At 45.2% G+C, this 20,508-nt stretch carries 19 protein-coding genes and 2 pseudogenes; 13 read left to right on the top strand and 8 right to left on the bottom strand.

Going from position 1 to position 20,508, the window contains the following annotated elements:
* Positions 1-297 precede the first annotated feature (297 nt).
* Together QUB14_RS24120 and QUB14_RS24115 are read left to right on the top strand one after the other, a co-directional pair.
* Positions 298-1,527 carry a succinate--CoA ligase subunit beta gene (locus tag QUB14_RS24120; RefSeq protein WP_333219955.1) on the top strand — a complete coding sequence of 410 codons (1,230 nt, stop codon included), beginning with the start codon at positions 298-300 and terminating at the stop codon, positions 1,525-1,527.
* Positions 1,528-1,610: 83 nt separating this feature from the next.
* On the top strand, positions 1,611-2,507 hold the full coding sequence (locus tag QUB14_RS24115; protein ID WP_006634683.1) for a succinate--CoA ligase subunit alpha: 897 nt from the start codon (positions 1,611-1,613) through the stop codon (positions 2,505-2,507).
* Between the two features lie 143 nt (positions 2,508-2,650).
* On the opposite strand, the gene QUB14_RS24110 is transcribed toward QUB14_RS24115, so the two are convergent.
* Entirely contained in the window at positions 2,651-3,352 is a 702-nt protein-coding gene (locus QUB14_RS24110; RefSeq protein WP_333219958.1) for an alpha/beta hydrolase, read from the bottom strand.
* Between the two features lie 409 nt (positions 3,353-3,761).
* Between QUB14_RS24110 and hpsL the strand changes: the two genes are divergently transcribed.
* Positions 3,762-5,429 (top strand): hormogonium polysaccharide biosynthesis protein HpsL, encoded by a 1,668-nt coding sequence (hpsL, locus tag QUB14_RS24105; protein ID WP_333219960.1) that lies wholly within the window; start codon positions 3,762-3,764, stop codon positions 5,427-5,429.
* A gap of 141 nt (positions 5,430-5,570) precedes the next feature.
* On the opposite strand, the gene QUB14_RS24100 is transcribed toward hpsL, so the two are convergent.
* On the bottom strand, positions 5,571-6,602 hold the full coding sequence (locus tag QUB14_RS24100; protein ID WP_333219962.1) for a DPP IV N-terminal domain-containing protein: 1,032 nt from the start codon (positions 6,600-6,602) through the stop codon (positions 5,571-5,573).
* Positions 6,603-6,705: 103 nt separating this feature from the next.
* Between QUB14_RS24100 and QUB14_RS24095 the strand changes: the two genes are divergently transcribed.
* Positions 6,706-8,301: an IS1182 family transposase gene (locus tag QUB14_RS24095; protein ID WP_333219964.1), complete on the top strand. Its 1,596-nt coding sequence runs from the start codon at positions 6,706-6,708 to the stop codon at positions 8,299-8,301.
* 21 nt (positions 8,302-8,322) lie between these two features.
* Here the strand turns inward: QUB14_RS24095 and QUB14_RS24090 are convergent, their stop codons facing one another.
* From QUB14_RS24090 to typA, 4 genes are all read right to left on the bottom strand, one after another.
* Positions 8,323-8,697: a hypothetical protein gene (locus tag QUB14_RS24090; RefSeq protein WP_333219966.1), complete on the bottom strand. Its 375-nt coding sequence runs from the start codon at positions 8,695-8,697 to the stop codon at positions 8,323-8,325.
* Positions 8,698-8,765: 68 nt separating this feature from the next.
* A complete protein-coding gene (locus QUB14_RS24085; RefSeq protein ID WP_190662709.1) occupies positions 8,766-9,212 on the bottom strand; it encodes a hypothetical protein in 447 nt (148 codons plus the stop codon).
* Positions 9,209-10,081, bottom strand: a complete 873-nt coding sequence (locus QUB14_RS24080) for a ParA family protein (protein ID WP_190662708.1) — start codon at positions 10,079-10,081, stop codon at positions 9,209-9,211. The genes QUB14_RS24085 and QUB14_RS24080 overlap by 4 nt, the downstream gene beginning before the upstream one ends.
* Positions 10,082-10,586: 505 nt before the next feature.
* Positions 10,587-12,377, bottom strand: a complete 1,791-nt coding sequence (typA, locus tag QUB14_RS24075) for a translational GTPase TypA (RefSeq protein WP_333219970.1) — start codon at positions 12,375-12,377, stop codon at positions 10,587-10,589.
* Positions 12,378-12,623: 246 nt separating this feature from the next.
* On the opposite strand from typA, the pseudogene QUB14_RS24070 reads away from it, so the two are divergent.
* The 3 genes and pseudogenes from QUB14_RS24070 (at position 12,624) to QUB14_RS24060 (ending at position 13,574) form a co-directional block, all read left to right on the top strand.
* A pseudogene (locus tag QUB14_RS24070) lies at positions 12,624-12,976 on the top strand (type II toxin-antitoxin system RelE/ParE family toxin).
* A gap of 4 nt (positions 12,977-12,980) precedes the next feature.
* Positions 12,981-13,355, top strand: a complete 375-nt coding sequence (locus QUB14_RS24065; protein ID WP_333297349.1) for a transcriptional regulator — start codon at positions 12,981-12,983, stop codon at positions 13,353-13,355.
* Positions 13,356-13,391: 36 nt separating this feature from the next.
* Positions 13,392-13,574, top strand: a complete 183-nt coding sequence (locus tag QUB14_RS24060) for a helix-turn-helix transcriptional regulator (RefSeq protein ID WP_333219973.1) — start codon at positions 13,392-13,394, stop codon at positions 13,572-13,574.
* 26 nt (positions 13,575-13,600) lie between these two features.
* On the opposite strand, the gene QUB14_RS24055 is transcribed toward QUB14_RS24060, so the two are convergent.
* Positions 13,601-13,744: a hypothetical protein gene (locus QUB14_RS24055; RefSeq protein WP_333219976.1), complete on the bottom strand. Its 144-nt coding sequence runs from the start codon at positions 13,742-13,744 to the stop codon at positions 13,601-13,603.
* 55 nt (positions 13,745-13,799) lie between these two features.
* Here QUB14_RS24055 and QUB14_RS24050 point away from each other — a divergent pair, with 55 nt between their 5' ends.
* From QUB14_RS24050 to QUB14_RS24035, 4 genes are all read left to right on the top strand, one after another.
* A complete protein-coding gene (locus QUB14_RS24050) occupies positions 13,800-14,633 on the top strand; it encodes a D-alanyl-D-alanine carboxypeptidase family protein (protein WP_333219978.1) in 834 nt (277 codons plus the stop codon).
* A gap of 160 nt (positions 14,634-14,793) precedes the next feature.
* On the top strand, positions 14,794-15,372 hold the full coding sequence (gene coaD, locus QUB14_RS24045; protein ID WP_071587822.1) for a pantetheine-phosphate adenylyltransferase: 579 nt from the start codon (positions 14,794-14,796) through the stop codon (positions 15,370-15,372).
* Positions 15,255-15,941: a DivIVA domain-containing protein gene (locus tag QUB14_RS24040; protein WP_333219980.1), complete on the top strand. Its 687-nt coding sequence runs from the start codon at positions 15,255-15,257 to the stop codon at positions 15,939-15,941. Before coaD ends, QUB14_RS24040 begins: the two co-directional genes overlap by 118 nt.
* A gap of 355 nt (positions 15,942-16,296) precedes the next feature.
* Entirely contained in the window at positions 16,297-17,349 is a 1,053-nt protein-coding gene (locus tag QUB14_RS24035) for an acyltransferase (protein WP_333219982.1), read from the top strand.
* 14 nt (positions 17,350-17,363) lie between these two features.
* Here the strand turns inward: QUB14_RS24035 and QUB14_RS24030 are convergent, their stop codons facing one another.
* Positions 17,364-18,095: a TIGR04283 family arsenosugar biosynthesis glycosyltransferase gene (locus QUB14_RS24030; protein WP_333219985.1), complete on the bottom strand. Its 732-nt coding sequence runs from the start codon at positions 18,093-18,095 to the stop codon at positions 17,364-17,366.
* 229 nt (positions 18,096-18,324) lie between these two features.
* On the opposite strand from QUB14_RS24030, the gene ubiG reads away from it, so the two are divergent.
* Positions 18,325-19,170 (top strand): bifunctional 2-polyprenyl-6-hydroxyphenol methylase/3-demethylubiquinol 3-O-methyltransferase UbiG, encoded by an 846-nt coding sequence (ubiG, locus tag QUB14_RS24025; protein ID WP_333219987.1) that lies wholly within the window; start codon positions 18,325-18,327, stop codon positions 19,168-19,170.
* A 311-nt stretch (positions 19,171-19,481) separates the two neighbouring features.
* Positions 19,482-20,309 (top strand): annotated as a pseudogene (locus QUB14_RS24020) (IS5 family transposase).
* The last annotated feature ends 199 nt before the right edge of the window (positions 20,310-20,508 follow it).

Here is a 20,508-nt window from a genome sequence, read left to right as displayed (position 1 = left end):
TCCGAAGATTTTCCGAGACAAAAAAACACCAACGCTCGCCAAATATCTCCCCGCCAGAGCCGACAGTAAAATTTGGCAATTCCGAGAAAAAAACACTTTGAAACAGCTTAGGTAATAGGTAATCGGCGAGCGGTAATAGCGAATAAGTAATCGGTCATACAAAAGTCGAAAAATAAAAGATAAAAGCGATAATTTTTAACTTTTAACTTGACAAAAAACCAATTACTATCTATTAATTATGAATTGCCAATTAGGACGAATTGCTTGTTGCCAACTACCCGTAACCCGTAATTGATAATGGATTTGTTAGAGTACCAAGCTAAATCTTTATTTCGCCAGATGGCAATTCCGATTTTGCCGTCGCAGCAGATTGACAATCCCGCCGACCTCAAAGGACTGAAAATTCCCTACCCCGTTGTACTCAAATCGCAAGTGCGGGCTGGGGGACGGGGCCGGGCGGGCGGTATCAAGTTTGTCGAAAATACGATCGATGCAGTAGCAGCCGCCCAAACAATTTTTAATTTGCCGATCGAGGATGAATATCCCCAAGTTCTACTGGCAGAAGCAAAGTACAACGCTGACCAAGAATTGTACTTAGCGGTACTCCTAGACCCCGTAGCGCGCCGCCCCGTGCTTCTGGGTTCGAGCCAAGGAGGTATGGATGTCGAACGGTCGATCGAGCAAATGCAGCAAGTTGCCGTAGATCAAGAATTTTCCCCATTCTACGCGAGGCGTCTCACGCTGAAAATGGGATTGCAGGGAGACTTGATTCAATCGGTGAGCACCATTGTCGAAAAAATGTACCGGCTGTTTGTCGAAAAAGATTTAGATTTAGTAGAAATCAATCCTCTCGGCATCAGTCCGACGGGAGAGGTCATGGCTTTAGACGGTAAAGTCACCGCCAACGACGATGCCTTGGGGCGACATCCAGATTTGGCAGCACTATCGGGGAAGAGGCAAAACAGCGGGCTGGCACGGGAAAGGAGAAGTCTCCACGCCCCTGGCGATCGCCCCCATTCCCACTCGAAGGTTCAGCAGTTGCCGGAGTTTGACCCCAAATCTAAATCGCCAATCTCGAATTCCGAATCCCTGCAATTAATCGAACTAGACGGGAATATCGCGATTTTGTGCAACGGAGTGGGCCTGACAATGGCAACTCTAGATGCTGTAACCCACCAAGGAGGAAAACCAGCTAATTTTGTGAATATTGGTTCCCTAGACCGCTACGAAGCAGCAAATGCCCTGCGCGATCGCGCGGATTTGGGTCTGGAGTTAGTCGCTCAGGATAAAAGCGTTAAGGTGATACTTGTAAATATTTTGGGCAGCGCCTCCAAGACCGAGGAAATAATCGCTGCAGTAGCCGGCTATTTGGAACGGAAAGCTCGCGCTAACCGCCACATCCAAGTGGTGCTGCGGCTGGTAGAGATCGATGCTGATGCTGTTAAAAAGCGTTTGGGACAGTTGCCGGTGCAGCTAGCTAGCACTTTGGATGAGGCCGCGGCCGCTTCTGTATCCTCCGCCAAGTAGCGGCAGTCGATCGGCAAAAAATGAGATTTCTGTACAGATGAAGGCCTTCTGCTTTTTACAGATCGAGTGTCAAGTGGGAAAAAATGAATTTAACTCCTGAAAGCAAAGTCCTAGTACAGGGCATTACAGAATCTCCCGCGTCCACCCGCGCCGCCCTGATGATGAAAGCATACGGCACGAATGTAGTCGCCGGTGTTAGTCCCGGTCGGGGGGGGCTGGAGGTGGAGGGAATTCCGATTTTTGATTTGGTAGAACAAGCAGTGGCGGCAGTGGGTCACGTTGACACTGCGGTAATTTTGGTAGACGCTTACTCGGTGCTGGATGCTGCTTTAGAAGCGATCGCCGGAGGAATTCGGCAAATCGCGATCGTTACTGGGGGAGTGCCTCCTCTGGATATGGTGCACTTAGTCAGAAAAGCAGAAGCCACCGAAACTTTGGTAATCGGGCCCAACAGTCCGGGGATTATTGTGCCCGACAAACTCCTGCTGGGAACTCACCCCAAGGAATTTTACACTCCCGGCCCGGTGGGAGTGATCAGCCGCAGCAGCACTTTGACTTACGAAGTTGCCCTAGAACTAACGGAGGCTGGGTTGGGACAGTCGATGGCGGTTTGTATTGGCTGCGACGCGATTGTCGGTTCTTCTTTTATGCAGTGGCTGCAAATTTTGGACGAAGACGACAGTACCGAAGCGATTGTTTTGGTGGGGGAAGTTGGCGGGTGGAGTGAACAAGCTGCTGCTTCTTACATCGCTTCGGCGATCGACAAACCCGTGGTTGCTTATCTGGCCGGCCGCTACGCTCCCAAGGGGCCGTCTTTGGGCCACGCCGGCATCCTGATCAGTTCTCGGGCGGCTGCCCAGAAAGCCTTTGGAGTTACGGCCCCAAACAAAATGGCTGCCTTTGAAGAGGCGGACATACCTGTGGCGGCTCGACCTTCAGAGATTCCTAAGTTGCTCAAAAAATTGCTAAAGAAAAATTGATTGCTTTGGGAGTTTTCACAAAAGTCCTAACCCTTTTGGGGGTTGGGATAGGGGTAGGGCGGGGGCGGGTTTGGTCTCAAAAGACTCGGCAGAATGGCACAACAGCCGCTTCAACCCGCCTTTAGGACACATTTATGATGTTTTTACCAAAGCCCTCTGACCGGCGTCACAGGCTGCGGTGCGGGTGCTGGCAAAGGGGCGGCGCGGCGCGGCGCTGGAGGCGGAGTTGTTGGCTGCACGCTGCGGCGAGGTTCGATCGGACTTTCGGGGCGAGTTGTTTCAGTTGTGCGAGTTGTCGATCGCATCACATCTTGAAGCAGGCTTTGCAGAGTTCCGGCTATACTCTGAACTTTCCCAACAGCGGTGCGAAGGCTGGCAACATCTACGTAAACCTCGTTGAGAGGATACTTTTTCAGGATTTCTAGCAGCGATACCTTACCGTCGTCCCCCGATGCCAGGATCACCGCTGCCCGCAAAGCTTTGCCGCTTTCTGTGCGGCGCTGAGTCCGAATTGCTTGACCGATTTGGTCAGTGATTTTTTCTCCCGGAGTGCTGTAAACTACCCTCGCCAGATTAGCAGGCTTTAAACCGATTTCTAGACCCATGAACCCCCGCAATATTTGCGCGTCCATTTTGGAGAACCGGATAATTTGTTGGAGGGTTGGCGTCGTCGTGCCGTTTTTAGCAAAGTCTTCTAAGTCGCTGATATTGATGCCTTGTCTGATCGGGCCAAATGTGAGGACAACTTTTTCGGCCCCTAATGCTCTACTGTTGCTAGATAATATGCTCGCGCTTGCTCCTAAAAGTAGGGCAATGCCGATCGATACAAATTTTGTTAATTTCATATTCACCGCTAGATTAAAATTATTTTTTCGAGATTTGTACATTATAGATGCAGCAGTTATATTCTACAAGGTCGCCAGTGTAATTTGTGCCCGCGTCACACCCACAATCTCGACCGAGACTTTTTCTCGATATTGACTTTAAGAATAAGTAACCACATTTGCCTAAAATTTTTCGCTTCTATTCATTCTGCTTTCTACCTTCTCAATGTCCAGCCTTCTACATCATATTGCCTTCAGCCTTCTACATAAGTGCCTTATAAAAATTATAGTAATCCCCCTGATGCAGAGGAAATTATTAATTGCTGAAACATAAGGAATTACTTATTATTTCTCTCCTAGACCACTAAATTCCTCTTCCCTCTTCCCTCTTCCTTCTTCCTTCTTCCTTCTTCCTTCTTCCTTCTTGTATATGTTGTTGAAAACCAAGCGCAAATCCAAGAAATCCAAACACAAGCACAGCGAAAAAACAACCGCGCTAAGCAAAAAAGAAGTAGCTGCACAAAAACGCAAAATTTCAGAAAAGCGCAATGAATTGGTGCAGGCGATCGCCATAAGCTGCTTAGTCACCGTTGCTCTCAGCATCCCCCTGTTGTTCGTGGCCGGCCCTAAGATTGCTATTGCAGGAGGCGCAGCCGCAGCCATCTTGCTGCTTTCCTACAAATACCCCCGTCAAGCTTTGTGGACTTTTCTAATTTACCTGCCTTTCAGCGGTACAATTACTTACGCAATTGGCGGCGGGAATGCTGCATTTCAATTAGCCAAAGATGCTTTCTACATACCAGCTCTCATCGCCCTAATTCAAAGCTGCAAAAAGAAACAGTTGCCCCTGTTCATCCCCAAACAAATGCTTTCTACCTTTAGCATCCTGTTGATGATGGCAATGCTGACTTTAATTTTTGTCAACGGCGATATGCAGCTCAACCCTATGAAGGGTGAGAAACCAATTCTGCAAGGAATTCTCGGCTTAAAAGTATTGATAGGTTACATACCGCTGATTGGTTGTACCTATTATCTGCTCCGCACTAAGAAGGATTTGGTATTTTTTAGTCGAATGCACATTGTTTTGGCGATCGTTTGCTGCCTTCTCGGTTTGATGCAGTACCTGTTGCTCCAAAGTGGAAAATGTGCGGGTACCCGAGGAATGAGCGGAAACGACTTATATAAAGCAACGCTGCAAGCTAGATGTTTTGTCGGCGGTTCTTTAGTGTTCAGTCCTGAAGTCAAGTTTATCCGTTTGCCGGGAACTTTTGTAGCCCCTTGGCAGTGGGCTTGGTTTTTAATTTCTAATGCTTTTTTAACCTTTGCCTCTGCCTTTTGCGACCCTTCATTCTGGTGGCGAGTTATCGGTTTATTTGGCATGGCATTAGTATTTGCCAATGCAGTTATTTCCGGTCAAAGAGCTGCTTTAGTTCTGGTTCCCGTTGCTACGGCAATCCTGCTAGTTCTCACCGGTCAATTAGTTAATTTAAAACGATTTATTCCCATAGGTGCAGGACTGGCGATTCTGCTGTTTGTCGGTGCAGCAATTAACCCGGGAATTATCGAGCAGCAACGGGAGAGTTTTGTTAACCGCTGGAAGGCTGCACCGCCCCAGCAGTTTCTCTTTAATCAGTTCCAGCAAAGCCACAATTTTATCATTGACAGACCTCTCGGTAGAGGTGTGGGACGAGCAACTAATTCAACGCGAATATTTGGTGCTACGCAGCTAATTGAAACTTTCCAACCTAAGTTGATTTACGAACTCGGTTATCCGGGAATGATTGCTTTTCAGATCATGGTTTTACACTTGGCTTTTCTAACTTTTAGAGCTTACCGTTCTGTGAAAGACAAAAGTTTGCGGAGTTACGGAGCTAGTTTTTGGGTATTTGTGGGATTTATTACGATCAATCCTCAATACTATCCCCTAGATGTAGATCCAGTGTCGGTGTATTATTGGGTTTTAGCTGGGGCGATTTTAAAGTTGCCCAAAATTGACAAACAGGTGCAGGATGAAAAACCCCAAGAACTTGAGTCAAATGATTTGCAAGTTCACCAGCAATTAAAGGAGAAAAAAATTATTGCATCTGCCCCAATTTGAGAAGAGTTTTGAGTGTTGAATTGGGTGGATTCTTTCTTGTTCAGTAACCCGCTTTAGATCCAAGGCGGTGCAAATATAGCCCGCCGTTCTGGGTTTATCTGTGCTAAAACCCACCCCTACAGCATATTGTGACTCGTAACTTTACTGCGGTTGCCAAACCGGATTGCTAGCATTCAAATCTTTGTCGTTTGTCAATTTAGTCAATGTCGAACCGTCCCGATTAATTAAATACAAGTTGCTTTTGTCTCCTTGGATTTCGTTAAATATAAAAGCAATTTGCTGGCTGTCAGTAGACCACGCTAATTCTGAAATTGCCGACGGTTGTAGCTGGGTAGCTAGTTGATTTAGGTGCTTTCCGTCAGCAGTGATTGTGTAGAGTTTTTGATTATTGAACTCTCCAGCGACGAAAGCAATAAATTTGCCATCCGGCGACCACGAAATTTCGTCGTAGTTTCTGGGTTTTTGGGTGAGGTTCTTGGCTGTCCCCCGGTTAATGTCGAGCAGGTAGATATCTTGCTGTTCGCCTGATGAATCGCCGGGTTTATTATAATAGTAAGCAATGCGGCTGCTGTCGGGCGACCAAAATAGTTTGACGTTGTAAACCTCATTTTGCGGGTTGTTCGTCAAATTTTTGAGGTTGGTTCCATTGGCATTAATTGTGTAAATTTGCTGTTTGGGATAAGCGCCGACCAGGAAAGCAATTTTTGTGCCATCTGGCGACCACACAAGTTCACTTCCGCCCGATGATATATATTCGCCGGGACTTTTAGTTAGTTTGGTCATTCCCGAACCGTCGGCCTTCATTTTGTAGATATTTTTATCCTTGACAAATGCTACCTGCTGGCCGTCCGGCGAAAGGTAAAATTCTGATGAAATTTCCGTTTTAGGCGGATATCCTCCTACTTCCAAATTCCTAACTAATTTAGTTCCTTTAATACCAGAAGTGTTGCTTGTATAAAGTGATTGGCTGCCGGGATCATCAGAGGTAAAACCGTCGCAAGAACGGGCAAAAACAAGTTTCTGGCTGTTGGAAAACCAAGCTATTTCAAAATTAGCTGCTTTGCAACCAGCCTCAGCAAACTGTTTAGTTAGTCGAGAACCGTCAGCATTGACTGTATAGATGTCGCTGTATCCGCTAACGAAAGCCAGCCGCTGGCCGTTGGGCGACCACACTAGGGCGTAGGTACAGTATTAGAAGTTGACAAAAGTAGGAAAGTATGATAAGTGAATTTAGGAGCTTGTTAAATCCTAACAATCAGGAAGAAGAAAAAAACCTATGCGTCCTCCCTTATGGCATCCTCCAATTGAGCTATCAGATCATGAAGCGTTGATTATCAAACGCATTAAACGAGCCAAGCTATTCACCTTTCTGCGACTTAACCGTTTATTCATCTTTAATGATGAGTTCCAAGAAGAACTCGCTACCATCTTTAAAGACAGCACCGTGGGTAATAGCCCAGTTCCTCCGGCACAAATTGCCTTAGCAATTATTCTGCAAGCCTATCTAGGGATTTCTGATGATGAAGTGATTGAAGAAATGCTAATGGATCAACGTTGGCAGTTAGTTCTCGATTGCCTTAATTGTGAAAATCCCCCTTTCAGCAAACCGACTTTAATTAGATTCAGAAATCGATTAATTAAAAAAGAATTAGACCAACGTTTAATTGACCGCACCGTAGAAATTGCCAAGCAAAAAGGTGGGTTTGGCTCATCTCAACTCAAAGCGGCTTTAGATTCTTCCCCGTTATGGGGAGCTGGTAAAGTCGAAGATACATATAATCTTTTGGGTCATGATGAGCGTAAAGCAGTGAGTGTGATAGCTGCTGGACAGGGGCGGGAGCCAGCAGAAATTGCCGAGTTAGCTGGTGCGCCAATTCTCAATAGTTCCAGCTTAAAAACAGCCTTAGACTTAAACTGGGATGACCCTTCAGAGCGTCAAAATGCACTATCAATGATTCTAAACAGCTTATGTTCTGTGGAAGAATGGATGCAAAGCCAGTCTGGTTGTAATGAGTTTGAAGTCGCCAAAGAGACTCTGGATGTGGCCCGAGTGATTGAATCTCAAAATGTAACTTTCGACTCTCAAGGCCTTCCGAGTTTAAGTAAAGGAGTGGCCAAAGACCGTCGCATTTCTATTGAAGACCCAGATATGCGGCATGGACGGAAAAGCAAGTCTAAGAAAATAGATGGATATAAACGCCACATCCTCAAAGATTTAGAGAGTGGTGTAGTTTGCGCGGTGGCGTTGACTCGTGCAAATACTCCGGAAGCCACTGCTACAGTTGACCTAGAACGTGACTTAAAATTTCAAAATATTCACCTAGCTGAGTTACATATTGATCGGGCTTATTTATCCAGTCATTGGGTGACACAACGGGATGATAAATTACAGATATTTTGCAAGGCGTGGCCGCTCATAAATTCTGGACGGTTTGATAAAAATTCTTTTTTTATTGACTGGGATACGCATTTAATTAGCTGTCCCAATCAGGTAAGTATCCCATTTGAACCCGGAAAAATTGTTCATTTTCCGGCGAGTGAATGTGCAATTTGTCCTCTGAGGTCTGGTTGCACGAATAGTAAAAGAGGACGAACTGTATCAATTCATCCTGATGAAGCCTTAATGCAAGAGTTGCGAGCACGTCAATCCACTGCTATTGGTCGAAAAGACTTAAGAAAACGTACTACAGTTGAACACTCTCTGGCTCATATTGGTCATTGGCAGGGTGATCGTGCTCGATATCTTGGACAACGGAAAAATCTTTTCGATCTACGTCGAGTCGCTGTTGTCCATAACCTTCACGTCATTGCTCGAATCTCTAAGGTTGCCCCAATTCAACCGGGCATAGAGTTGAATTCCTTGACGGGGTAGATTCATATATCTCTTTTTTTGTCAACTTCTAATACTGTACCGACGCTCTAGGGGAGCGATAACATCTATATTACGTGTAAGTTCGCGGCGAGCGGAACCGTTAGCATTGACTGCAAATAAACTATTTCTAACCTCGCTGCCGCGCCTCTGGAGAGCCACAAACGCCAGCATCTTGGGTTTTTGGGCTGCGGTTGTGGGAGGGGTGTGAAGGCTCAAAAACAAGCTGATTGAGAGTGTTAGTGAAAATAGCCCGATCGCACTTATCGGCCATAATTTATTGAAGCTGAAAAGTTGCAGAATTTGCAACAAGCTTTTCAGGGGCGGCCAAGATGCCCAACCCCTACTCACCAGACTCAACTTCAACTCTTGTGTAACAGGCTTTTGTGGACCGGGCATCTTGCGTGTTCCATATCGCAGCGGGAAATCCAAGTTAAAACGCATTTTATCGATTCATCTCCTAATTTTCAAAGTGTTTGTCTGTCGATATGTCTCGACAGCCTCAAACTCTGTTTAATTCTGCCTATAATTAGCTCGAACATTTTTTTGCGGGACGGATTCTTGCTGCTGGGCGGCATCCCTAACTCGCAACACATCAAGTTCAAGTCAGTTGCACTCATTGCCAACAATTTTTTCCTCACCTCTTCTTCATTTCCATTTTTAGCTTGTAAACGCAGTTCTTCATAAGTTTCTAGAACATTTCCAGCCGAGAGATTAGCAGGTTTATTAACATCAGCACCACTGGAAATATCCGAAGTTTTTGACCCAGCAGAAAGCCCTCCCCGCTTGACTTGAGCTTCAAGCCTGGTTAATTTTCGAGCAACGTCCCGCAAGATTTCCTTAAGTTCGCCAATTTCCTCAACTAACCCCCCGCTTGCTTGTTCGGAAGCAGCCAAAATTTCTTTTTTACTCATTTCAGATACTCCTCACACTCGCGCCATAGTTGTTCAAATTCTCTAACTAATTCTCGCGGCAGTTCTCCCTCATTAATCGCCCGTTTTAGCCCGACGCTTTCCCGAATCGTCGATTCTAAAAATCTAACTTCTATGTTATTATCTTTTGATATCTCAGCGCAAAGTCTCTTTACTTCTCTCATGTAAAACTGAACTTCATTTGTCAGCAATCCTCCATAGGTTTTAGCTTTATTCATAAACACTGCAATCTTGGGAAACGGATAAGGCTCAATCCGTTTCTGGAGCGAGTTTAAAACTAAACTCAATCCCCTAGAACCAAAATAATCGGGATTGACGGGAATCAATATTAAGTCGCAGCAAGAGAGTACGCTGTAGGTGAGGAGGCTGAAGGAAGGCGAACAGTCAAAAAGCATCAAATCGTATTTGGGGAGATTGGCAGAGTTGGCGATTTTGCCGATGAATCTGCGGATGAAGTCTTTAACACTTTTTCCCTCAAATCCATCGATATCTAACCAATACAATTCTTCAACAGAAGGGACAAAATGCAACTGTTCGTCAATCTGATAAATGGTCTCGAAACCAACGGGAAATTTAAAATTCTGTCCGGCTTTTTTAAAGACTTCTAGAGCGTCGTAAATTGTAAGTCTATGCTTGAGAGATTTTTCGTACCACTTACCAAATTTGTCATCTAAATGACCTGTATTTTCGTTAAGTCCGATCGCCTCTGTGAGCGACATTTGCGGATCTAAGTCTAACATCAAGACTTCTAAGTCTGTTCCTTGGGATATAATATTTCCCAGACTCCAAGTGACGGTAGTCTTTCCGACACCGCCTTTGAAGTTGATTACGGCTATTGATTTAGGACTCATGGCTGGCTTTGTTTGGATTTTGCTCAAATATAAATTAAAACATATTGTGTGACTTTGTTCAGCGCGCGATCGCCCCTGAGCGGCCCGATATGCCAATTGACATAAAAGGCAGACTATGATATAGAATTAAATAATAAAACAAAACTATTAGCCATCCCAAAGGTGAACTAAAAAATCTCTTCTTGATTTAATGAAAAAGAACACGGCGATGGAATTCTCGATCGACTTGATGTTGAAAAGGTTTTATCTAATCTGAATACTTGTGCTTCTTTGAGAACCTTATTTGCAGTGTTTAAAGGCTTTGGGGGAAGTACCTACCGATAAATATCAGCTTTCAAGTGGAAAATTAAGTAAAATAACTAAAGCACAATTGGATAATATTTAATTTTTTAAGTTCTGGCAGGTTTTTACTGCCGATAAAACGTAAGGTGCGCCGAGGCGCACCCTACAAGCTTTTTTAGCGTTTCACCAGTAAGGTGCGCCGAGGCGCAGCCTACAAGTTGTTTTAGCGTTTCACCAACTTCTTAGAAACCTTCCGCAAGCGAATTGATTTAGGAGTTACTTCCACCAATTCATCCTGACCGATGTACTCCAAAGCGCGTTCCAAACTCATATCGACTGGTGCTTGCAATTGCGCCAATTCTTCACCGCCAGATGCGCGGTGGTTTGTCAACTGCTTCGACTTGCAAATATTCAGCTCCATGTCTTCATCTCGGTTGTTTTCTCCGATAATCATCCCTCTGTAAACCTTGGTTCCAGGGGTAATGAAAAATACGCCACGGTCTTCAGCATTTTTCAGTGAATAAGTAGTTGCAATTCCTTCTTCAAAGGAAATCAATACTCCGTTGCGACGGGCGACAATTTCTCCACCGAGGGGGCGATAGTCGAGGAAGCTGTGGTTCATAATTCCAGCGCCGCGAGTCAATCGCATGAACTCGCCTCGGAATCCAATCAAACCGCGAGCGGGGACTGAAAATTCGATTTGGGTGCGGCCGGTGCTGCTGACGTGCATATCTTGCATTTCTGCTTTCCGCTGACCGAGGCGTTCGATGCAGCCGCCGACTGCTTCTTCGGGTACGTCTAACACCAAACATTCAAAGGGTTCGCAGGGACGACCGCCGATTTCGCGGTAGATTACTTGCGGCTGGGATACTTGGAATTCGTATCCTTCGCGACGCATATTTTCGATCAGGATTCCGAGGTGGAGTTCGCCACGGCCGGATACGAGGAATTTGTCGGGAGATTCGGTTTCTTCGACGCGCAAGGCGACGTTGGTTTGGAGTTCTCGCATTAGCCGATCGCGAATTTGTCGCGATGTTACCAAACTTCCTTCTTGACCGCAGAACGGCGAATCGTTCACAGAGAAAGTCATCTGCAAAGTCGGTTCGTCTACCTTGATTAAAGGCAGCGCTTGCGGGTCGTTCGGACAGGTAATTGTCTCGCCAATATACGCATCAGCAAAACCGGCAACGGCGACAAGATTACCAGCAGAAGATTCTGGGATATCAATCCGCTTCAGGCCTTCAAAGCCCATCAATTTGGTAATTTTTGATTTGACAATCGCGCCGCTTTCGGTGATTAAGACTGCTTGTTGACCGATTCTAATCGTGCCGTTGTGGATGCGGCCGATGACGATGCGACCGACGTATTCTGAGTAATCTAAGGTGGTTACTTGCAGTTGTAGTGGCTTGTTGGGGTCGCCTACAGGGGGTGGTACGTGGTCGAGGATTTCTTCAAAGAGGGGCTTCATATCTACCCCTTCGTCTTCGAGGTGTTTTTTGGCGTAACCGCTTAAGCCGGAACCGAAGAGATAGGGAAATTCGCACTGATCGTCGTCAGCACCTAGTTCGAGGAACAGATCCAAAACTTTATCGACGGCTTTGTGGGGGTCGGCTCGCTCGCGATCGATCTTGTTCACAAAGACGATCGGGCGCAGTCCTTTTTCTAGGGCTTTTTTGAGCACGAACCGCGTTTGCGGCATCGGGCCTTCGTTGGCGTCTACGATCAGCAGACAGCCGTCAACCATGCCGAGAACTCGTTCGACTTCTCCGCCGAAGTCCGCGTGTCCGGGGGTATCGACGATGTTGATCAGGGTTTCTCCGTACCTGACGGCGGTGTTTTTGGAAAGGATGGTAATGCCACGTTCGCGCTCGATGTCGTTGGAGTCCATGACGCAATCTGGGATTTCTTCCCCTTCGCGGAAGATCCCGGACTGTCTGAGGAGAGCGTCCACAAGGGTGGTTTTGCCGTGATCGACGTGAGCAATGATGGCGACGTTGCGAATGGGAAGACTCATAATGCGTCTGGAACGTTAAACGGATCTAACTAAAGATTTCTTAATAATTGTAGCGCATTGAGTCAAGTGCCGATCGGGCGCGACTGCCAGATTGGAGTGCGATCGTCGCTAAAATCAAGATTATGGAAGCGCAACCGAGAGAAATTGAGCGTTACACTACCCCTGACGGCAAAGTTCCTTCCGATCGGTGATTTTGAGTTGGCCTAGGTGAAGAAGGTTGGATACGGGGCGATCGCCGATATTAAGATGAGGGTGCAAGTACGATCAACTTTATGGAAGTACAACGAGAAAGATATTCAGCGTTATAGCACGCCAGACGGCAAAGTTCCTTTCTCGGAGTGGTTAGACTCCCTGCGGGATCTCAAGGCAAAATTTAAGATTGATCGGCGACTCGATCGAGTTGGGACTGGAAATTTCGGAGATTATCGAGCAGTCGGAGAAGGTGTCTATGAGTTGAGGATAAATTACGGCCCCGGCTATCGGGTCTATTTTGGACAAGTAGAAGAAACAATTGTACTTTTGTTGATAGGCGGGATAAAAGCACTCAAGAGCAAGATATCCGCAAGGCTAAAACATACTGGACAGATTACAGGAGTTAAGACAATGACAATGCCTAAGAGCTTACCTTATCACCCCTATAAAATTTCAAATCTCAAAGATCCGGCATATTCGGCTGGCTATCTCACAGAGATTTTTGAGGAGGAAGAAGGAGATTTGGAATTAGGAATCATGCGAAAAGCACTTCAAGATGTATTTGAGGCTCTTGGCGAACCAAATATGTCTGCTGAAGATGCTAAATTGCATTTGGAAAAATTAGATCTTTTGTTGTCTGGAGAAGGAAGTGCGACAGTTTATGCTTTGGCAAGTTGGCTGAATGCTCTGGGATTGAAGTTATCTGTTGCGGTTGATGAAAGGGATAAAGGGCAAGAGGAAGATTCTGTTGGTGCTGCTGAATTGGCGGAAGTTGGTAATATTTGATTTTGGTTGATCGAGCTTTAAGCTACTAATTAGACATTGACGGCGCTCGAAGCCCGATCTGTCAAGGAAGTAGCCGATCGCTCTGGAGTATCCTACAATACTGTTAAAAGTTATGCCCGATCGCCCGGTATGGCAATGGCTGACATCGGTGCTCTGCTAAAATTGGCGCGGACGTTTGATGTGTCGATCAAAAAATTGTTGGATTTTGTCGAACAGTAACAAATTACACTTAAAATAAACCAGCGCTACCAGCGCCAACCAGTTCGACCTCGCACGGACGATCGACTGTGGGCCCAAGCAACAGATGCGAGAGTTGGCGGATGGGACGGGGCGAGGTCAGAAAGAGATGATATATTCTCAGCGCGAATTGTAGCTGTTCGATCGCCCATATCGGTCTACAATTTTTAACGTTGAGCCTTATTGAAGTGCAGGAGTGGAGCTGGCTTGGATAACGCTAGTCTGTCAAGAAAACCCCCGCAAGCCTCGGAGCTTGTCGCCGACGAAATTCCAGAAGCAGTGCGAGACCACCCATACCCAGAAGCAGGGCAGAGTCAGTCCAAGAAAAAAGGGCTGATTTGGAAACTGCTAGGGTTGGCCGCATTAGCCTGTGGGGTCAGCATCTGGCTGCACCTCAACTTTAACTTGTTCCCAGCCACCAGTCAGGCAGAGCAAACTCAACAAAACCCAGCACCAGTGAGTTCGCCGTCAGGAGCGGCCGCGAGTCCAGCTACCAACCCCAAAGCCACCGCCCCCGCAACCCCAGACAACCTGCTGGGACACTTGCCGTACCCAGAAGCACCAGCAAAAGACTTGGTAAGCGTCACCCCCGACGGTAGCGTCAAACTCCGCTCCTCAGCAGCAGCAAAATATCAGGAAATGGCCAACGCCGCAGCGGCATCAGGCATCTATTTTGCTCCCATATCCGGCTTTCGCTCCCTGCAAGACCAACAGCACGTATTTTTTGACGTGAAAGCCGAACGCAGGCAAAACGCCAGCAAGCGAGCGGAAGTCAGCGCCCCACCAGGTTACAGCGAACACCACACCGGTTACGCCATCGACATCGGCGACGGCAGCGCCCCCGAACACAACCTCAGTCCCAGTTTTGAAAATACCCAAGCATTCAAGTGGTTAGAAGCCAACGCCGTCGCCTTCAGCTTTGAAATGTCCTTCCCCAAAAACAATGGCCAAGGCGTCAGTTACGAGCCTTGGCACTGGCGGTTTGTGGGCGACAAGCAAAGTCTCGAAACTTTCTACAAAGCTCATTCCATGAAAAAGTAGAGGGAAGAAGGAAGAAGGAAGAGGGAAGAAGGAAGAAGGAAGATTTTCCACATCTCCGGCTTTGCCACTCTCCCACTCTCCCACTGCCCCACTCTACCGACTCTCCCATTCCCCCACTCCTCCACTCCCCAACTCCCCTCCACTCCGTTGAGCCAAACTCGTGATTGCAATCTATCCAGGCAGCTTTGACCCCATTACCTTCGGTCACGCAGACATTATCGAGCGGGGATCTAAACTGTTTGACCGGGTAATTGTTACCGTAGTCAGAAACCCCAGCAAAACCCCTCTGTTCACCGTAGAGGAACGGATCGAGCAGATCCTGCGCTCTACCCAACACTTGCCAAATGTAGAAGTAGACAGTTTTGAGGGTTTGACAGTAAACTATGCTAAGATTCGACAAGCCAAAGTGCTGCTGCGGGGGCTCCGGGTATTAACAGATTTTGAAATGGAACTCCAGATGGCCCACACCAATAAAACCCTTCTGGGTGAAATTGAAACAGTTTTTTTGGCAACTTCTAACGAGTACAGCTTTTTAAGTAGTAGTGTAGTTAAAGAAATAGCCAAGTTTGGTGGCTCCGTAGATCATCTTGTTCCGAAACACGTCGCCCTAGATATTTACAAATGTTACGCCAGCAGGAACCAACTCGCATCGAACCCGATAGTACCGGCCTCGGCACTGAGAACGAACCACCTCAGAACACAGCCGCCTTCGGAGATCCCACCCGAACCGCAGGAGTAGACATCCAGCGGGAATTGAACAGGCTTGAGGAAATTGTTCTCGACAGCCCGCGAATTCCCCTGACCAGACGCACTCTGGTGGATGAAGAACAGTTACTCGATCAATTAGACTTGGTGAGGCTAAACTTGCCGATCGCCTTTCAGGAAGCCGAGACGATCATCCGGCACAAAGACGACTTGCTTCAAGAGGCGGAACTTTACGCTCAGGAAGTGATAGAAGCAGCAGAACAGAGAGCAGCAGAAATTTTAAACGATATGGGCCTGCTCCAGCAGGCAAAAATAGAGGCAGATCAGTTGCGCCAGCAAGTTTTGCTCGACTGCGAGGCAATTCAACAGGCCACCCTGGCGGAAGTCGAACAAATTCGCTACCAGGCTCAAGAGGAATTGGAAGAGATGAGAGTCAGGGCGATGGCTGAATGCGAGGAAATTCAAAACGGAGCCGATGATTATGCCGACCAAGTGCTCGATAATATCGAGCACAAGTTGAGCGATATGCTGCGCGTGATCCGCAACGGGCGCGATCAGTTGGATAGTGTTTCTGCGTCGCACATCAATCACAACAACGGTTAGCCCACAGTGAACTCTTTGCTGGAATATTTCTAAAAGTCTACCTAATTTAGGTAGATTTTTTTTCGCCATAGTCTCTATAGTCTTTATTCCTCAATCCCAGCACTCGGTGACTTATTTTTGCCGACATAAGTTTTGTGAAGATAGGAGCAAATATAACGTTTTATGCTATTGTACTGCTGATACCAAATCCGGCTTAAAAACCCCCTTTATCTCTTAGTTCCCCTTGGCTCGAACGAAAGTTTAACTCTATGCAGCCGTTTCAACCGCCGAATGATAAAAGGGGTAGCAAATCGGGATTTGGTATCAGACAAAAAATTCCTAACTTGATTCCAATTTTTACAATCTAATTTTTACCATGCAAAAAGTTTCTAATCGGTTCGCTGAATTTGATTTGATCCGAGCTTTAGCGATCGTCAGCGTGGTGATTACTCATGCTGGGTTCTTCGCATTTCGCGATCGCAGAATTTTATTTGTGGCGATCGATACATTTCAACTATTTTGCGTACCTGCATTTTTACTGTTGAGCGGTTTTTTTCTCACCAACAAACTGGAAAATCAAAATAATCCCGCACAGGTAGTCAAAAAAAGACTGTCAAAAATTCTACCCCCTTATCTGTTTTGGTCAGTAGCTTTGTACATCTTAAATAATTTGGGAGAAATCCAAAAATTTGATTTACTTTCATTACTCAGATCTATCCTGACTGGTTCAGTGATGCCTCCCTATTACTTCATCGTTGTGATTGTTCAATGCTACGGCTGGTGGTGGCTTCTCGTGAAACTAAGATTTTTAGAGTCCAGAAAAGTTTTGGCTTTGGGCTTAACAATTCAAACAATTTTTACAATCTTCTTCTACTTAACCGCTTTCAAATATATATCAATACCTCTACCTTTAATGGAGCGCGTGATTTTCAGTTGGATTTTGCCATTTTCAACTGGTCTATTTTTGGGCGGCTCGTATGACAGACTTCAACCCATTCTCGAACGGAAAAAAATGCCAATTTTAGGGGCAACGATCCTTTTTTATCTAGCTAGCATTTGGGAATTTTACCTGAAAAGTGGAGTTAATTCCGAGCCATGGTTTCTCCGATCGTTTTTTAAACTATCTGCTCAAGGATACGCAATTTTGTTCGTATTATCGATCCTCGCATTTTCTAAGAGTATCGCACTTCCCAGTAGAGTATCTGGGTTAGTCAAAATATTGGCTGCTTACTCATTCCCTATATATCTCCTGGATTCGACAGTAGTGAAATATGTCTTGTTAGTGTTTTATAAGTTTATTGATCCGGTAAACCCGCTGCTGAAGCTCGGCTTTTTAGTTACGGGGACTTTGTTAGGTTGTTGGGCGATTATTTACCTGTTGGAAAAAGTTTTGCCCAAAAATTACAGGCAGTACATTTTGGGAGTTTAATCAAATTTTGTGTTTCAGCGGATGTCTTCATAAAACTGCTTGAGATACCTTGGAGAAACGCCAAAACCCCACAAAAAACCAATCGAAAGATAGATCGCAATAGCTTTAAATTCGCCCCAATTCGCAACTCTACGATCGCTACTTTCCACTACCCGATTGACTAACTTAAGTCTCCCCCGTCGCACTAACTTCAAACACAAATCCGCTTCCTCCATAATGGGCAGCGCAGCATCGAAACCCTCGCATTCCCAAAAATCGGTACGGCGACAAAAAATAACTTGATCGCCAAACAGCAGGCGCAATCCTTGGAAAAATAAATGAGGTCGAAATAACAGCGGCGCGTAATAAGTTTTCAGGTAATTGTGGAGGGAAAAACCCCATCTTGTTTGCTGCGAACCAGCCATCAGGGAGATAAACCCGCCGCCCACAATTTCGGCATCGGACAATGTTTTATGGATGACTGCTACAAGGTCATCGGGAACTAAAGTATCGGCGTGGAGAAAGCACAGAATTTCACCGGTGGCGGCTTGAGCACCTAAGTTCATTTGCAGCGATCGTCCCGCTATACTGCTAGAAATAACGCGGATGCCGGCGGAAAGTGCGATCGCCGCTGTGTCGTCTTGACTGCCGCCGTCTACCACCAACACTTCCCAAGCTGGAGGATTGAGAATGCTGAGTTGGCGGAGGGTGCGTTCCAGACAAGTCGCTTCATTTAGGGCTGGGATGATAATAGAAACGCGATCCATCTCGTTGAAATTTACGCCAGAGATATTATAATAAAAAACTGTGGCGATTCACAACTAACCAAAAAATAGAACTTACGCGCGCGGATTCAGAAACCTGGTGTCTGCCTGCGAACTCGTCACAAAACCTCTGATTTTTTACATAAACCGGGTTTGTTGGCGTCATTCCTATAAAATCAGGCAAAAGTGCGATCGCCCTCTATATTTTCCACTAATCAGGACTGAGAAAATCGTGCCGAAAACTGAAGTAAAAAATGATTTAGAATTTTATGAGGAAAATGCCGATAATTGGTGGGACGAAAATGCTAAAATTTATGCCTTATACCATCTAAACAAACCCAGATTTGAGTTTTTCGACAGACACGCGACTAATTGGCAAGGGCTGAAAACCTTAGATGTCGGGTGCGGCGGCGGCTTTTCTTGCGAGTTTATGGCCGAGAGAGCCGCTATTGTTTATGGAATAGATCGATCAGAGAAATGTATTGCAGCAGCTCAAAATCACGCAGTTACCAGCGGTTTTGAGATTGACTACAGGCAAGGTTTTGCCGAAAATATGCCCTACGACGACAATACCTTTGATGTTGTAATCTGCGTGGATGTTTTGGAACACGTAGCCGATTACAAAAAAGTGGTGTCTGAGGTGCACAGGATTCTAAAGCCTGGGGGACTGTTCTTTTTTGATACAATCAACCGAACTTTTTCCTCGCAAATTGTGATGATTGGACTGATGGAAAATATTTTGCAGGAGATTAGGCGGGGCGTTCACGATTGGGAAAAGTTTATTACCCCGGATGAACTGTCTGTGGTAATGCAGGATATTGGTTTTGGCAAGATTGAAATTAAAGGTTTTGATATGTTTGGAGAAATGGGCGCTATGTTAGCCGAGATGCACGGTTTTTGGGAAGATTTTACACGCGGAAAGCAGGTGTTTCCTTCGGCGGGTATTTTAAAACAAGTATCTCAAACTCTAACATCTAATGTAGCTAACTATATGGATTACAAAAGGTCTGGGTTGTTTAAAATCAAAATTAATGAGGATCAGTCGATTATGTATGTGGGCGTTGGGGCGAAGAATTAGTCAGTTAATTGTTAACTATTGTCATTTGGGGCGAGTTGGAGACGGATTTTTGCGCTCGACAAATCCGGCTAAAACCCGCCTCTATTGCATTTTTTAGGGTACGCAGGCCGCGGTACACCTTATCCTGTGGAGTGCATACAGATATTCCGTGGGGACACGGCACCACGCCGTATCCTTAGTGTATTGCGGGCAATTGAGAATTGCTATATTGACGATCGCACGACAAACCTAAGCCTGGGCTGAGGAATACTAGACCTCTTGCGAAAGTGCGATCGCTTTGGTAAAATAAAAGAAAAAATTAGCTTAATAATATGAATTACGAACAATTACAAAAGTTAACCCCCAAAGGCTTTAAACGCTACTGTGGAGTACATCAATAGACATTCAAAGAGATGGTAAAAATAGTCAAAGCGGAAAAAATATTTCAAAAAAAATTAGGAAGATCAAGTAAATTGTGCGTAGAAGACCAAATATTAATGACATTATCCTATTTTCGAGAATATCCTATTTTCATCGGGCAATTAAATGGGGTATTAATGAATCAAATGCTTATAGAATTGTAATTAGAACTGAGAAAGTTTTAATCAAATCAGGTTTATTTAATTTACCTGGTAAAAAAAACTTTGTCTAAGTCAAAATGAGATAGAAACTATAGCGGTAGATGTGTCAGAGCATGAAATAGAGCGTCCCCAAAAAAAGCAAAAGAAATATTAGAGTGGCAAGCAAAAATATCATACAATAAAATCGCAAGTTTTAGCCAACAAAAAAACTGGAGAAATAATATGTACAGCTTTTAGTAAAGGGAAAACGCATGATTTTAGTTTGTTTAAAAAAAGCAAAGTTCGGATGAATAAAGAACTTGAATTTTTAGGTGATAAAGGTTATCAAGGAATTAAAAAGATTCATACTAATAGTAGAACACCGCTCAAAAAAATCAAAAACAAAAAACTGAGTTCAGCCGAAAAACTTTTCAATCTGCAACTAGCAAAAGACAGAATTTTATTGAAAACATACATCGAACTTTAAATATATTTAGAATACTTTCCTCAAGGTATCGGAATCGAAGAAAAAGCTTCGGATTAAGATTTAATTTGATCGCTGGTATTTATAATTATGAACTTTCTTGGAAGACAAACTAGCGATCTCCTAAGACTTTCGCAAGAGGTCTACAGTGACGGGTTTACAAACTTTGAATTCTGCAATGTTGCTATTGACGAGCTACCCGCTATCGTGGTTCAATGCGAGAAAATACCAGAACAATTACAGCATATTCCAGGTTTATGAAGTACAGTAGCAGCAGCTTGTAAACCAGTTTTTTAAGTGCTTAGGATTGACCAA

It is taken from the genome of Microcoleus sp. B3-D2 (assembly GCF_036705345.1).
In the GTDB taxonomy this organism is placed as follows: Bacteria; Cyanobacteriota; Cyanobacteriia; order Cyanobacteriales; family Microcoleaceae; genus Microcoleus.
This window is presented reverse-complemented; position numbering and strand designations above follow the sequence as displayed.

What these genes read in the sequence shown, in the direction of transcription:
- QUB14_RS24120 (WP_333219955.1), top strand. Translation starts at nt 298, where the DNA reads ATGGATTTGTTAGAGTACCAAGCTAAATCTTTATTTCGCCAGATGGCA.
- QUB14_RS24115 (WP_006634683.1), top strand. Translation starts at nt 1,611, where the DNA reads ATGAATTTAACTCCTGAAAGCAAAGTCCTAGTACAGGGCATTACAGAA.
- QUB14_RS24110 (WP_333219958.1), bottom strand. Translation starts at nt 3,352, where the DNA reads ATGAAATTAACAAAATTTGTATCGATCGGCATTGCCCTACTTTTAGGA.
- hpsL (WP_333219960.1), top strand. Translation starts at nt 3,762, where the DNA reads ATGTTGTTGAAAACCAAGCGCAAATCCAAGAAATCCAAACACAAGCAC.
- QUB14_RS24095 (WP_333219964.1), top strand. Translation starts at nt 6,706, where the DNA reads ATGCGTCCTCCCTTATGGCATCCTCCAATTGAGCTATCAGATCATGAA.
- QUB14_RS24090 (WP_333219966.1), bottom strand. Translation starts at nt 8,697, where the DNA reads ATGCCCGGTCCACAAAAGCCTGTTACACAAGAGTTGAAGTTGAGTCTG.
- QUB14_RS24085 (WP_190662709.1), bottom strand. Translation starts at nt 9,212, where the DNA reads ATGAGTAAAAAAGAAATTTTGGCTGCTTCCGAACAAGCAAGCGGGGGG.
- QUB14_RS24080 (WP_190662708.1), bottom strand. Translation starts at nt 10,081, where the DNA reads ATGAGTCCTAAATCAATAGCCGTAATCAACTTCAAAGGCGGTGTCGGA.
- typA (WP_333219970.1), bottom strand. Translation starts at nt 12,377, where the DNA reads ATGAGTCTTCCCATTCGCAACGTCGCCATCATTGCTCACGTCGATCAC.
- QUB14_RS24065 (WP_333297349.1), top strand. Translation starts at nt 12,981, where the DNA reads ATGACAATGCCTAAGAGCTTACCTTATCACCCCTATAAAATTTCAAAT.
- QUB14_RS24055 (WP_333219976.1), bottom strand. Translation starts at nt 13,744, where the DNA reads ATGGGCGATCGAACAGCTACAATTCGCGCTGAGAATATATCATCTCTT.
- QUB14_RS24040 (WP_333219980.1), top strand. Translation starts at nt 15,255, where the DNA reads ATGTTACGCCAGCAGGAACCAACTCGCATCGAACCCGATAGTACCGGC.
- QUB14_RS24035 (WP_333219982.1), top strand. Translation starts at nt 16,297, where the DNA reads ATGCAAAAAGTTTCTAATCGGTTCGCTGAATTTGATTTGATCCGAGCT.
- QUB14_RS24030 (WP_333219985.1), bottom strand. Translation starts at nt 18,095, where the DNA reads ATGGATCGCGTTTCTATTATCATCCCAGCCCTAAATGAAGCGACTTGT.